Below are 12,577 nucleotides of genomic sequence, written 5' to 3' on the forward strand. Positions count from 1 at the left end.
TCTTTCATTCTTACAAAGCAATATGATTAAAGGTTAGTACTCAAATTTAATTTATGATCAATTTGAGAAGCTGCTTTTAACGTATTATGAAGTAGCATTGTTATTGTCATTGGTCCTACTCCACCTGGTACCGGAGTAATATAACCAGCAATATTTTTAACATCTTCAAAATTTACGTCTCCACATAATTTGCCATTTTCGTCTCTATTCATGCCGACGTCAATTACAATTGCTCCCTCTTTAACATAATCAGCTGTAATTAATTTTGCTACACCAATAGCAACAATTAAAATATCAGCTTGCTTTGTAATATTTTTTAGATTAGTTGTACGTGAATGTGTATAAGTAACCGTTGCATTTTCATTTAAGAATAGTTGTCCAACTGGTTTCCCTACAATATTACTACGTCCAATAACAACGACATGTTTACCACTAATCGTAATATTTGTATTTTCTATTAATTTTAATATACCAAAAGGAGTACAAGGTAGTAATGAATCTTGATTCGTCATCATTCTTCCAATATTAATTGGATGAAATCCATCAACATCTTTTAATGGAGAAATTGTTTCAATTACTTTCTTTTCTGAGATATGAGCAGGTAATGGCAACTGAACTAAAATACCATGAATTGACTGATCATCGTTTAATTTGTTTACAACGGATAATAACTCATCTTCAGTAACTGTTTCAGGTAATTCAATTACTTCAGAATACATTCCTAATTCATTACATGCTTTATGCTTCGAATTCACATATGTTCTTGAAGCAGAATTATTTCCAACTAAAACAACTGCTAAACCTGGTGTAACACCTTGATTTTTTAATTCTGAAACACCATTCTTTAATTCCTCACGAATTGATACTGAAATTTCTTTACCATTAATTAATGTTGCTACCATTTTAGTTTCCCCCTATGCATATAAACAATCTATCTATTTAGAATTTTGATAATACCGCATTGATAAATTTACTAGAATCATCATCACCGTAAACTTTAGCAATTTCAATCGCTTCGTTGATTGCTACACTTTTTGGAACATCCTCTAAGTAATTAATTTCTACTAGAGCGATTCTAAGGATATTGCGATCAACGTTACCTAAACGATCAATCGTCCAGCTTTCGATATTTGAAGCTAATTGTTCGTCAATCACTTCTTTATGACTAACAAAATTTGTTACAATTGCATCTAAAAATGCATCTTGTTTTTCCTCAGCTTCTTCTAATACATGCTCTAATGCATTTGAAGCATTTGCTTCACTTAAATCCATTTGGAATAATGTTTGTAATGCAAGTTCCCTTGCTTTTCTACGTTTCATCAAAATAATAAACTCCTTTAAGCTAAATTCATCATTCGTTGCATAGGTAATAACGAATTCTAATTTTGTATAGTAACACGTTATTTTACCATTTTTTTTAATAAGTTCCAACGACTGTCTGTATTAACTCTAATTTTTATTATTATTAACGTTTCTAAGCAAACTCAATACTTTAAACTGTTTTCTACATTTTAACTTAAAATCCAATAAAATAACAGAACAATGTTTGTGTTTTTTTAAATATTTTTCCTTTTTCTTACTTTAAAATAATATTTATACACCAAAACACGAACATTCAAAAAGAAAGTTTAAGAAAATACGGGATTAATGGGATTGTAAAAGATTTTAAGAACATAAAAAAACTTTCTAACTATTACCAGTTTTTATTGTCTTTCCTGTCCTTCCTGTCTCCTAAGCCATTCATGTTCCAGTATGCTGAATAAAAAAGTGTCTCTCCAGCCGTCTCTTAATAATAAATCTTCACGCATTTTACCTTCTAAATTTAAGCCACATTTTTCAAGTACTTTTGCTGATGCAATATTTCTAACATCACATGTAGCAAAAATTCGATGGAGCTTAAAATTTTTAAATCCAAATGATATTACTTCTTTAGTAGCTTCACTAGCAAATCCCATGCCCCAATAGTTCGGATGAATTATATACCCTATTTCACCTATTTGATTGATTTCATCCCTAATATTAAACTCAATCGATCCGATTAATTCACCAGATTCCTTTTCTATTATTGCAAATGCAAATCGAGTCCTATTTATTTGTTTCATATCTCCTAGTATAGTTTGAACGAATTCCTTCGTCTCACTTTCAGTATTCGGTCCCCACGGCTGAAATTGACATACAACTAATTGTGATGCATATTTATGTACTTCCTGCCAATCACTTTCAACAAATTCACGTAAGATTGTTCTATTTGTGCTCAAATTTAAATTCATATTGTCACCTATTTCTATTTTATTTACAAATAAATTTTAACATATTTCAAAATATTTCATAAAATCAATTACATAAGAACTGGGCGAAGGATAAACTAAAATGAAAGAACTGCATAAAACAAACTTCTTTTCTAGCAAAACAAAAAAAGAGCCTCTATTAGATAGAGACTCTTTTTATAATATTAAAGTTCAATTGGAGCTTCTTGCTCAGGTTTCGTATCGAATTGAACTCCTACTACGTGAACATTTACTTCAGATAATTCAAGACCTGTCATCGTTAATAATGCTTGACGAATATTGTCTTGTACATTACCTGCTACAGTTGGGATTGACTTACCAAATTTAACTAGAATGTATACATCGATTGTAATTCGATCTTCTGATAAATCAACTCGGACACCCTTACCATGATATTTCTTACCGATAATTTCAGAAATACCAGATGCTAAGTTTCCACGCATGCTTGAAACACCTTCAACTTCAGCAGCTGCAATACCAGCAATTACTTCGATTACTTCAGGTGCGATTTCTACTCGACCTAATGTCGCAGTACCCATTTCTAAAATTTGATTTTCGTTCATACAGATCCCTCCACTTTATCCTTTAACAAGCGCATGCTCCTCAAGGAATTTAGTATTATACTTCCCTTTTACGAAGATTTCATTTTGCAATAAATTTAAATGGAATGGAATTGTTGTGTAAATTCCTTCTACCACAAATTCTTCAAGTGCTCTTATCATTATAGCAATTGCTTCTTCTCTTGTCTTGCCATGCACGATAACTTTCGCAATCATTGAATCATAATATGGCGGAATTGTGTACCCGCTATATACAGCAGAATCAACACGAACATTCGGACCACCTGGTGGTAAATACGTAATGATTTTACCAGGAGACGGCATAAAGTTCTTATCTGGATTTTCTGCATTAATACGACACTCAATAGACCATCCTTTTAAAGAAACGTCTGCTTGAGTCATTTTTAATGGATGACCTTTAGCAATTAATAATTGTTGCTTAATAAGATCAATTCCAGAAATATATTCAGTTACTGGATGCTCAACTTGAATACGTGTGTTCATCTCCATAAAGAAGAAGTTTTTAGTATGTGGCTCATAAATGAACTCAACAGTACCTGCTCCCCAATAATTTACTGCTTCAGCTGCACGAACAGCTGCTTGACCCATTTTTTCACGAGTTTCTTCGTCTAATACTGGAGATGGAGCTTCTTCTACTAATTTTTGAAGACGACGTTGAATTGTACAATCACGTTCTCCAAGATGAATCGTATTTCCATGTTCATCTGCTAAAACCTGAATTTCAACATGTCTAAAATCTGTTATATATCTTTCAAGATACACACCTGGATTACCGAAAGCTGTTTGAGCTTCTTGTTGAGTAATTTGAATACCTTTTTCAAGTTCGTTTTCATCTTTTGCTACACGGATTCCTTTACCACCGCCACCAGCTGTAGCTTTGATAATAACTGGATAGCCGATTTCTGCAGCAATCTTTTTACCATCTTCTATACTTTGAATAATACCTTGTGAACCAGGTACAACAGGTACACCTGCTTCTTTCATTGTTTCACGAGCAACGTCTTTTGTACCCATTTTAGAAATAGAATCAGCCGTTGGTCCAATGAATTTCACATTGCACTCTGTACATAATTCTGCAAAACTAGCATTTTCTGATAGGAAACCATAACCAGGATGGATTCCATCACAACCAGTTAATTTTGCAATACTAATGATATTAGTCATATTTAAATAACTATCTTTTGATAATTTAGGACCGACACAATAAGCTTCATCAGCCATTTGAACATGTAATGCTTCTTTATCTCCTTCAGAGTAAATAGCAACTGTTTCAATATTTAATTCTTTACATGCTCGAATAATACGAATGGCGATTTCTCCTCGATTCGCTATTAAAACCTTTTTCATTTCTTCACCTTCTCTAGTAAAGTACTGTTAATTTTGTAGCTACTTAGGCCTTTACCAAGAATAATGGTTGACCGTATTCTACTAATTGACCATTTTTAGCAAGTACTTCAACGATTTCGCCTTCAATTTCAGCTTCAATTTCATTAAATAGCTTCATTGCTTCAACGATACAAACGATTGAATCATTTTTAATACGATCGCCGATTGATACGTATTCTTTAGCATCAGGAGATGGAGATGCGTAGAATGTACCTACCATCGGTGATGTAATCTTATGTAAGTTACTTGTATCTTCTTTTTCTACTACAGGTGCAGCAACTTCTGCAGCAACTGGTCTTTCTAAAGTTGCAACTGGAGCAGATGTAACAACTGGAGCTAGCTCTTGGTGTACAACTGGTGTAGATGTAACTACAGTTGTTTGTCCACCTTTTTTAATTTTAACGATAGCACCATTATCCTCAAATTCGAATTCATTTATTGTTGATTGATCGATTAACTTAATTAACTCTCTAATTTCATGAATTTTCATTCTGTTCACCCCTTAAGACATATAGTCTAATCTTATAACCTAATACTAAACTTTTCAACAAATTATTTTAACCAAAGTATTTCCTAATTATTTTTAGCTATTTTACAAGGAATATTTATATATTATTCCTTACCAAAAATAATTCAATATAAACTATTATAACAGGGAAAACCAAAGACAGAAAGTGCGTAGGAATTAGGAATAATCCTAAAATTCACATTAATTATTAATAAGCATATTAAAAAAAATGAAATGGGACCTCTCAAAAGTCAAAGTAGATGGGAACCTCGTTCAAATAGCCCTGCAAAAGGCAAATAAGAAGTCCAACTATATTGAAGAGATGAAAAATGCAATTAAAATCTGAAAATCGCAAATAAAGTTAGCAAAACTGCAATTAAATCCAAGAGAATCGCAAATAAAAATTATAATTACCTACACTAGCTAGGGTATTATGCCTAAAAATTGTACTATATATAAATACTTTAAAACGAAAAAACTAGCAAATGTGCTCCAACTCATACTAAATCACATAAAACTCTCCTAATTTATAAAAAAATAAATCAATACTCTAAACTATAAATGAATAGTTCTCTTGAGATACCCCTAATACTTTGCCATATAGTTAATGTTAGAGAAGCTCTGGTCACGCCCCATGAAAAAGCGAGCATCCTGTAATGGAAATCAACCTCACGCGGGCTTCCTTTTTTAAAAAAATAATAGCCAGTAGAGTAAACTTCTACTGGCTTTGTTCAAAAAATTATTTAACTTGGAATTTTACAACTACTAGTTTTTCACCTAAGACACTTCTTGTCATTTGAATGATGTCATTCGCTGCTTTTCTGCTTGGTTTTGCTGACGTTACATCTACTTTTACTTCATCTTTGTCAGAACGAACTAGTGCATCTTTATAGCCAGCTTCTTTAATCATAGATTCTACATCTGATTCTAATGCAGTTAATTTTTGAAGTTCATTCATATTAGTGAATGCATCACTCTTCTCTTTTGCTGATGCAGTTGCTGAGTCAACAGTAGCTTTATATTCATCAATTAATTGACTTCTTTGATCTTCTTGTTCCATTCGCTGTTTTAAGAATACTTCACTAGTAGAATTTTCTTGAGAAGCAGTTTCTTTACCGTTTTGTTTAGAAGTATTTGTTTTAGAAGTATTTGTTTTAGAATCAGTATTAGAATCTGTCTTCTTAGTATCTTTAGGAGTTGAGTCTAATGAATCTGTATTTGTATTGTTATTCATGTTCATAAAACTTGTTGTTTTTAAATTATCAGGTGTCGTAACATAATAAACTGATAATACAACAACTAAACTTAACATTGTTAATAACCAAATCGTTTGTTTTTTCATTTAAATTTTACCTTCTTCCTCTTATTTTTTTGGTTGTACAGAGACACGATAGCTTGGTACATCAAGTAATCGCGTTACAGCTTCTCGAATCATTGACTTTACTTCAAGGTTTTCAGCGCCTTTAGCAATAACGAGTACACCTCTAATTCTTGGCATTTCAGTTTCGGCTACAACAGGTTCTTGTTTATCACCGTTATCAATAATGACTACTTGCTCTTCTTGTGATTGATCATCAATATTTCGTTTTCCACCTTGTTTATCTGTTTCCTCAGTTTCTTGAGTACGATTCGTTTTATTTGTTTGATAAACGTTCTTTCCACTACCTTCAAGATTTACTACTACTTTTACATTACTTACACCAGCCATATTATTTAATGTTTCTGTTAGCTGCTGTTCATATTTTGTTTCATATTCTTCCATTTTGTTTGATGATGATTTTCCACCATCACTTCCAAGAGTCTCAACAGCTTTTTCATTATTTTTTGGTGTTCCACTCGTTTCTGTCGAAATAGGTGAAAGCATTGAATTCGTTTTTTGATTTGTATTAGCAAATAGATTGCTAGCAATCATCCAACAAATCCCGAGTCCCAGTAGAGCTAGTACATATTTTCTCGTTAGTTTAAATGGACTTTTTTCTTTGTCAGAAGAGGTTTTGTCATCGCCATTTCCTTTTAGAAAGTCTGCTAATTTTATTGGTGGAATCTTTTTCTTCATTTGTCATTACTCCCCTCCTTCCATTTTGACTTCGATTTGCTTGTCCTCAAGCTCCCATTTATTTGCTAAAAAAGTTTGTAACTCTTGTTGTTTAATTTTTTCATCGTCTGTCTGAACAGGCTGATCGGAATTAATTGATACTTCTTGAACAGGCTCTACATTGCTTGTCTCATCTTTTTTAGGGCCTACGTAAACGATTACTTTAGATAGATCTTGTGCTGTTTTTACTGTAGTAACTCCATCTTTAACTTGTAAATCCACATTTGTAATGACCTGTTCAAATTCTTTTGAAAAGCTTTTTTCAACGTCCTTTTTCATTTGGACAGCCATTTGTTTTAATATATATGCACGTTCTGCTTCTTGTATTTCATTTTTCTTATTATTTATTTCATTTTTTATTTCGCCATTTGCTTCATACGTTTTAGACTGGTACCCTGCTAGCACTTCTTGTATATTTACTCTGAATAATTGAAAAATTGGTTGGAGCATCATGACAATTAATAATAGACTCGCTACAAATCGTACATATTTTGCTAAGCCGGTATTTGGAATTAACATCATAATGACGGTTGCAACTAATATATAGACGATAATATTTGAAACCCAGTGTATAAAGAATTCCATTTTCTCACCTACCTAAACATGACGACAATGTTTCCTGCCGCTATTATTAAAGTCATACTTAAGAAAAACATTAATGAAACGATTGATAAACAAACAAATAAATAAGTTACACTTTTTCCGATCGTATCAATCGTGCTAATGATATTTTTACTTCCAACTGGTTGTAAGATCGCCGCTGAGAATTTATAAATTAAAGCTAAAACCAATATTTTAATAGCTGGGAATACAACGATTGCTAATAAAGTAACTAAACCTACAATCCCAACTGTATTTTTTAACAATAAAGATGCACTAATAACTGTATCTGTAACGTCTGCAAAAACTTTACCAACAACTGGAATAAAATTACTTGTCACAAATTTAGCTGTTTTTACTGCTACCCCATCCGATACTGCAGTCGTCAAACCTTGTACACTTAACACGCCTAAAAAAATAGTTAAAAAGATTCCTAGTACACCTACAGCAACATTTCTTATTAAAGAAGCTAATTTTGTTACCTTTAACTCATCATTGATAATGCTTACAATACTTAAAATTGTAGATACAAGAATTAAAGGTAGTACAAAATACGTCACTAGTAATCCGCTTGTATGCATTAAAAATATTAAGATTGGATGGAAAACGCCAACAGATATGACACCACCTGATGTCGCAATCAAAGCTAGTAAAATAGGTATTAATGCTCGTAAAAAATCAATCATGACTGTAATTGCATCTTGGGTGGCCTGCGTAGCAATATAGAAACTATTTAATGCAAAAACTACTAATACTAGAAAAACAACATTATCTGCAATCTTACTGACCGTACTCTTCTCAAATGCATTTTGTAATGATTGGAGTAAAGAACTAAATATAACTAACATAATTAAGATCCCTAATATTTTTCCATTACTTAATAACTCAAAAAATATATATTTAGCAAATGCAATAAACCATTCTTGTAATGAAAATTTCTTTTCTCCCTTAATAAATTGGATAAAGTCCCCTTTTTGACTCTCGGGTAAAAAACCACCATATTGATGAACTACTTCATCCCAATATTGTTGCACATCATCGATCCCTAACTTTTGTATTTGTTCATTTACTATTTCAGCAGGTGGAGGAGCAGCTTGTACAATTCTTGGTACTAAAAAAAAGAGAGCAAAGAAAAGAAGAAAAACTTTCATCCTTTTTGACATAATGTCCTCCTTTCCTTACATCTAAGAAATTTTTGGTAAAAAACTTAAAATTGTTTCTATTAAAGCTGTTAAAATCGGTATTGCAAGAACCAAAATAAGTACTTTGCCCCCTAATTCAATCTTGGAAGCAATTGCTCCTTGGCCAGCATCTTTCGTAATTTGAACTCCAAATTCAGCTATGTATGCGATCCCAATTATTTTTAATAAAGTTTCAACATACACATTTTTAATACTCGCCTGATTTGCTAGCTTTTGAATTTGTTCCAATAAGAATTGCACCTTATCCAATAAAAATAAAAATAATACACAGCTTATAAAAACAGTTATTGCTAAAGTAAAATTATTCATTTTAAATTGATTTAATAAAAGAATGACAAATGTGGCAGCTAACCCAATGCCGACAATTTGGATGATTTCCAAAGACTCTCACCCCTAATCTAATGAAATAGAAATACATCCCGAACTTTATTAAATAGATCACCAGCTTTTGTGATAACTTGAAGAAATACGATAATGAATGCAGTTATAATCGTCCATGTAGCAAACTCTTCTTGTCCGGCTTTTTTTAAAACCGCATGGATAATTGCAGCAATTACTCCAATCCCAGCTATTTGAAACATAAGAGCATAATTTGTAATCAATCTAAATCCCTCCTACAAGAGTAATATAACGATTAATATTCCACTTAAAACTCCTAGCATTTTAGACATTCGTTCATAACTGCCCTGCGAATCGATTGCTTCTTGCTCTTCTCTTTCCAAATGTTTTAATGCTAAAATGATTTGTTTTTGTTGTGAATATTTATCATGCATACCAATCGTCTCACCAAACTGTAATAATACTTGTATGTCAGACTCTTTAATCGAGACAGTTTTAGCATATTTCATTAATGAATTTTCCCAGGCTTCTTTCGCTGAAAATGCACTCGTTTCAAGTTGAATTGCAAAATCTTGTAAACAGCTATTAATCGGTCCTTTTAATTGACTCGAAATTCTTCTAAACGCTTCTTGCAGTGGCAATTGACTATACATTACCTCTGCCTCAAGAGATTGAAGAGCCAACTTCCAGCCCCTTAATTCTTTTGTCCGTTCTGATAATCTACGTGCAAAATAAAATCCAAGCCAGCTTGTTGAAAAAATGATAACAAGCGCTCCAATCCACCTCATTTAAAACACCGCCCTTGGATGAAATAAACTAGAGCAATCCTTATTTTTAATGTCTGTAACAGTACCAGGTGAAGGAAAACTTGAAATTTCGATAAATCGTTCAAATGTCCCATTTTGAAACAAAGGCAAAAGAGAAGGGCGTTTTCTTATTTCATCTAGTGAATAGCCATGGACGGTCACTATTAATTGAACACCGGCAAAGATTGCTTCTAAAATCGCATCTACATCTTCCTTTTTTCCAATTTCGTCTACAAGAATGACATGAGGACTCATCGACCTTACAAGCATCATCATTCCTTCAGCCTTTGGACATGCATCTAATACATCAATTCTTTCACCAAATGTATATTGAGGTACCCCTTTAACTGAACCAGCTATCTCAGATCGCTCGTCAACAATACCGACCTTCCCAGGCCTTATTCCCCTCATGGCATCACCTTGACTCACCACTCTAGCAAAATCCCTAAGTAATGTTGTTTTCCCTGCTTGTGGCGGGCCAATCAGCATAGTGTTTTTCCATCTTCCTTCATAAACATACTTTACAAATGGATTAGCTATTCCTACTTTTTCTTTTGCAATACGAAAATTATAAGAACTAATATCTCGAATCATTTTAACCATTCCGTTTTCAGTTACAACGCGACCAGCTAACCCGACTCGATGACCACCTTTAATTGTGATATAGCCTTTTTTCAATTCTTCCTCAATCGTATAAATTGAAAATTGACTTAGCTTCCCAAGAATCTGCCCGCCTTCTTCTTCTGTTAGGATATAAGGTATAAAATTTGATTGATTATTAGAAATTACTTCAACTGGACGCCCGATCCTTAACCTTAATTCCTCTACTTGTTGTAGGTCTCCATATGAACGCTGTAGCTTTTCTTTAATTAATGTAGGCAATACATTGAAAACCTCTTCCATAAAAGGTCACATCCTATCATTTAAAAACTGCCAACATGATTAAAAACACACCACAAACTACTAAAACTAATCGAATAGGATCTAATTTAGATGCAACACCTATAATCCCAATAGCCATTGTTGAAATGAGAATAATAGGTCCAACTGTTGCCAAAACACTATTTACTGCTAATGCCTTCTTAATGTCGTTTAAATATAAAATTGTAAAAGCAGCAATCAATTCTACACTTCCACCAAAAACTCTGAGCATTCCCATACTTAGAACTGCTCGATCCATTGAATCAATCCAATCCTTCATAGCTACACACCTTTTCCTTTTTTCATTCTTTTTTATTACTAATATGCTGAACATGTCCATTTCAGAAGACAAACATTAATTAGAAAGCACAAAAAAAGAGAGAAGTCGTATAACTTCTCTCTTAGCTTGTTTGCATATTACATAGTCAATATTGGATTAAAAGGGTTCATAAGTCACTATTTAGGCTTAATCCTTAAAATTACTTACTCATAGATTAATTTATCAATTTTAATAAGTTGTTTGGAATGAAAAAGATGCTCGACCCCTATGTGAGATACCGGAAGGCTAAAGGTCCGGCCCCAAGGAAAGTGCGCATCCTGTAATGGAAATTAACATGACCATACTTTCTTTAATGCAAATTAAAATATCATATAAACGAAAAAGATTATAACCATAATAACTTGTAATACCGCTTTTGCTAATGAGCTGCTAATAAATGAGACAACTGTCGCCCATGCAGATTTAATCGAATCTTTCGTATTCTTCCCTTGTAATTTCTCAGCTATAAATACAGAAACGAATGGGACAATAATTAAGCCAAAGGGAGGAAAAACAAACGAGCCAACGATTACAGCTAAACAACCTACTCTTTCACCAGTTTTTGTACTACCGTATTTTTTAAGAAAATATTTATTAGCCAGAATATCCGCTAGAAAAATAACAGCTGTAAAAATCAGCATAATAATCCAAAACGACATATTTAAATTACTTTTATTAATTCCAAAATAATAAATTAAAAACCCTACCCATAATACTGGTACACCTGGAATTATTGGTTTGATTAGCGCAATAAACGCCAATGCAAAACAAATGATAATCAATGTCCAAAGAACAATTGATGTAACCATTTAATCACCCTTACTTATTTAAATTTGTTAATAAGAAAAAGAGACACTTGTTAAATAAGTGCCTCCATTTTTTACATTTAATTAAGATTTTGCACGTGAAACGTAGCTAGCTTCAGTTGTGTTAATAATTAATACTTCGCCTTCATTAATGAAGATTGGTACTTGTACTACTAAACCAGTTTCCATTGTAGCTGGTTTTGTAACGTTAGAAGCAGTATCACCTTTAATACCTGGTTCAGTTTCAACTACTTTTAGGTCAACTGTGTTTGGTAATTCAACACCTAAAATTTCACTTTCAAAAGTCATGATATAAACTTCCATATTTTCTTTAAGGAATTTTAATTCACGTTCAATATTTGCTTCTGGTAATTCAATTTGCTCATATGACTCGTTGTCCATGAATACATGTTGGTTACCATTAGCATATAAATATTGCATTTTACGGTTTTGAATATGTGCTTTTGCTACTTTCTCACCAGCACGGAATGTTTTTTCTTGTACAGCGCCTGTACGTAAGTTACGAAGTTTTGAACGTACGAATGCAGCACCTTTACCAGGTTTAACGTGTTGGAAATCGATTACTTGCCAAAGCCCACCGTCAGTTTCAATTGTTAAACCTGTACGAAAATCGTTTACTGAAATCATTAAATATCCTCCTAAAAAATGAAATGGTTCTATAAGTATGTATTGTGTAAAAAAGAACCATTTCTCTTACCATGAATT

17 protein-coding genes are annotated in these 12,577 nt (G+C 32.7%); all 17 read right to left on the reverse strand.

Translation table 11 applies throughout. The features are described from left to right. Nucleotides 1-26: 26 nt before the first annotated feature. The gene (gene folD / locus AB1282_RS22475; RefSeq protein WP_056475166.1) at nucleotides 27-902 is read right to left on the reverse strand and encodes a bifunctional methylenetetrahydrofolate dehydrogenase/methenyltetrahydrofolate cyclohydrolase FolD; all 876 of its coding nucleotides are present in this window, start codon (nucleotides 900-902) and stop codon (nucleotides 27-29) included. Nucleotides 903-939: 37 nt separating this feature from the next. Continuing rightward, complete coding sequence (nusB, locus tag AB1282_RS22480; protein ID WP_056475651.1) at nucleotides 940-1,320, reverse strand: transcription antitermination factor NusB; 381 nt, start codon at nucleotides 1,318-1,320, stop codon at nucleotides 940-942. A gap of 383 nt (nucleotides 1,321-1,703) precedes the next feature. Next, complete coding sequence (locus AB1282_RS22485) at nucleotides 1,704-2,270, reverse strand: GNAT family N-acetyltransferase (protein WP_056475163.1); 567 nt, start codon at nucleotides 2,268-2,270, stop codon at nucleotides 1,704-1,706. A gap of 182 nt (nucleotides 2,271-2,452) precedes the next feature. Next, nucleotides 2,453-2,851 (reverse strand): Asp23/Gls24 family envelope stress response protein, encoded by a 399-nt coding sequence (locus AB1282_RS22490; RefSeq protein ID WP_056475162.1) that lies wholly within the window; start codon nucleotides 2,849-2,851, stop codon nucleotides 2,453-2,455. Nucleotides 2,852-2,866: 15 nt separating this feature from the next. Further along, nucleotides 2,867-4,216 carry an acetyl-CoA carboxylase biotin carboxylase subunit gene (gene accC, locus AB1282_RS22495; RefSeq protein WP_056475159.1) on the reverse strand — a complete coding sequence of 450 codons (1,350 nt, stop codon included), beginning with the start codon at nucleotides 4,214-4,216 and terminating at the stop codon, nucleotides 2,867-2,869. Between the two features lie 43 nt (nucleotides 4,217-4,259). Further along, complete coding sequence (gene accB / locus AB1282_RS22500) at nucleotides 4,260-4,745, reverse strand: acetyl-CoA carboxylase biotin carboxyl carrier protein (protein ID WP_056475158.1); 486 nt, start codon at nucleotides 4,743-4,745, stop codon at nucleotides 4,260-4,262. Nucleotides 4,746-5,502: 757 nt separating this feature from the next. Then, complete coding sequence (locus tag AB1282_RS22505) at nucleotides 5,503-6,105, reverse strand: SpoIIIAH-like family protein (RefSeq protein WP_056475155.1); 603 nt, start codon at nucleotides 6,103-6,105, stop codon at nucleotides 5,503-5,505. Nucleotides 6,106-6,126: 21 nt separating this feature from the next. Then, the gene (spoIIIAG, locus tag AB1282_RS22510; RefSeq protein WP_082459600.1) at nucleotides 6,127-6,819 is read right to left on the reverse strand and encodes a stage III sporulation protein AG; all 693 of its coding nucleotides are present in this window, start codon (nucleotides 6,817-6,819) and stop codon (nucleotides 6,127-6,129) included. A 6-nt stretch (nucleotides 6,820-6,825) separates the two neighbouring features. Then, on the reverse strand, nucleotides 6,826-7,443 hold the full coding sequence (gene spoIIIAF, locus AB1282_RS22515; RefSeq protein WP_056475153.1) for a stage III sporulation protein AF: 618 nt from the start codon (nucleotides 7,441-7,443) through the stop codon (nucleotides 6,826-6,828). 8 nt (nucleotides 7,444-7,451) lie between these two features. Then, entirely contained in the window at nucleotides 7,452-8,621 is a 1,170-nt protein-coding gene (gene spoIIIAE, locus AB1282_RS22520) for a stage III sporulation protein AE (RefSeq protein ID WP_056475150.1), read from the reverse strand. Between the two features lie 21 nt (nucleotides 8,622-8,642). After that, the gene (spoIIIAD, locus tag AB1282_RS22525) at nucleotides 8,643-9,032 is read right to left on the reverse strand and encodes a stage III sporulation protein AD (protein WP_056475648.1); all 390 of its coding nucleotides are present in this window, start codon (nucleotides 9,030-9,032) and stop codon (nucleotides 8,643-8,645) included. Between the two features lie 26 nt (nucleotides 9,033-9,058). Further along, entirely contained in the window at nucleotides 9,059-9,262 is a 204-nt protein-coding gene (gene spoIIIAC, locus AB1282_RS22530; protein WP_088072847.1) for a stage III sporulation protein AC, read from the reverse strand. Between the two features lie 12 nt (nucleotides 9,263-9,274). After that, complete coding sequence (spoIIIAB, locus tag AB1282_RS22535; protein ID WP_056475148.1) at nucleotides 9,275-9,787, reverse strand: stage III sporulation protein SpoIIIAB; 513 nt, start codon at nucleotides 9,785-9,787, stop codon at nucleotides 9,275-9,277. Beyond that, the gene (gene spoIIIAA, locus AB1282_RS22540) at nucleotides 9,788-10,708 is read right to left on the reverse strand and encodes a stage III sporulation protein AA (RefSeq protein ID WP_056475145.1); all 921 of its coding nucleotides are present in this window, start codon (nucleotides 10,706-10,708) and stop codon (nucleotides 9,788-9,790) included. A 16-nt stretch (nucleotides 10,709-10,724) separates the two neighbouring features. Beyond that, the gene (locus tag AB1282_RS22545; protein ID WP_286131759.1) at nucleotides 10,725-11,006 is read right to left on the reverse strand and encodes a YqhV family protein; all 282 of its coding nucleotides are present in this window, start codon (nucleotides 11,004-11,006) and stop codon (nucleotides 10,725-10,727) included. Nucleotides 11,007-11,365: 359 nt separating this feature from the next. Beyond that, nucleotides 11,366-11,854, reverse strand: coding sequence for a DUF456 domain-containing protein (locus AB1282_RS22550; protein WP_056475142.1), 489 nt, complete (start codon nucleotides 11,852-11,854; stop codon nucleotides 11,366-11,368). A gap of 81 nt (nucleotides 11,855-11,935) precedes the next feature. Continuing rightward, nucleotides 11,936-12,499, reverse strand: coding sequence for an elongation factor P (gene efp, locus AB1282_RS22555; RefSeq protein ID WP_056475139.1), 564 nt, complete (start codon nucleotides 12,497-12,499; stop codon nucleotides 11,936-11,938). Between the last annotated feature and the right edge of the window lie 78 nt (nucleotides 12,500-12,577).

It is taken from the genome of Gottfriedia sp. S16(2024), from assembly GCF_050473765.1.
Taxonomy (GTDB): domain Bacteria; phylum Bacillota; class Bacilli; order Bacillales; family Bacillaceae_G; genus Gottfriedia.

What these genes read in the sequence shown, in the direction of transcription:
- AB1282_RS22550 (WP_056475142.1), bottom strand. Translation starts at nt 11,854, where the DNA reads ATGGTTACATCAATTGTTCTTTGGACATTGATTATCATTTGTTTTGCA.
- AB1282_RS22485 (WP_056475163.1), bottom strand. Translation starts at nt 2,270, where the DNA reads ATGAATTTAAATTTGAGCACAAATAGAACAATCTTACGTGAATTTGTT.
- accC (WP_056475159.1), bottom strand. Translation starts at nt 4,216, where the DNA reads ATGAAAAAGGTTTTAATAGCGAATCGAGGAGAAATCGCCATTCGTATT.
- spoIIIAB (WP_056475148.1), bottom strand. Translation starts at nt 9,787, where the DNA reads ATGAGGTGGATTGGAGCGCTTGTTATCATTTTTTCAACAAGCTGGCTT.
- efp (WP_056475139.1), bottom strand. Translation starts at nt 12,499, where the DNA reads ATGATTTCAGTAAACGATTTTCGTACAGGTTTAACAATTGAAACTGAC.
- folD (WP_056475166.1), bottom strand. Translation starts at nt 902, where the DNA reads ATGGTAGCAACATTAATTAATGGTAAAGAAATTTCAGTATCAATTCGT.
- spoIIIAF (WP_056475153.1), bottom strand. Translation starts at nt 7,443, where the DNA reads ATGGAATTCTTTATACACTGGGTTTCAAATATTATCGTCTATATATTA.
- AB1282_RS22545 (WP_286131759.1), bottom strand. Translation starts at nt 11,006, where the DNA reads ATGAAGGATTGGATTGATTCAATGGATCGAGCAGTTCTAAGTATGGGA.
- spoIIIAA (WP_056475145.1), bottom strand. Translation starts at nt 10,708, where the DNA reads ATGGAAGAGGTTTTCAATGTATTGCCTACATTAATTAAAGAAAAGCTA.
- nusB (WP_056475651.1), bottom strand. Translation starts at nt 1,320, where the DNA reads ATGAAACGTAGAAAAGCAAGGGAACTTGCATTACAAACATTATTCCAA.
- spoIIIAE (WP_056475150.1), bottom strand. Translation starts at nt 8,621, where the DNA reads ATGTCAAAAAGGATGAAAGTTTTTCTTCTTTTCTTTGCTCTCTTTTTT.
- AB1282_RS22505 (WP_056475155.1), bottom strand. Translation starts at nt 6,105, where the DNA reads ATGAAAAAACAAACGATTTGGTTATTAACAATGTTAAGTTTAGTTGTT.
- AB1282_RS22490 (WP_056475162.1), bottom strand. Translation starts at nt 2,851, where the DNA reads ATGAACGAAAATCAAATTTTAGAAATGGGTACTGCGACATTAGGTCGA.
- spoIIIAG (WP_082459600.1), bottom strand. Translation starts at nt 6,819, where the DNA reads ATGAAGAAAAAGATTCCACCAATAAAATTAGCAGACTTTCTAAAAGGA.
- accB (WP_056475158.1), bottom strand. Translation starts at nt 4,745, where the DNA reads ATGAAAATTCATGAAATTAGAGAGTTAATTAAGTTAATCGATCAATCA.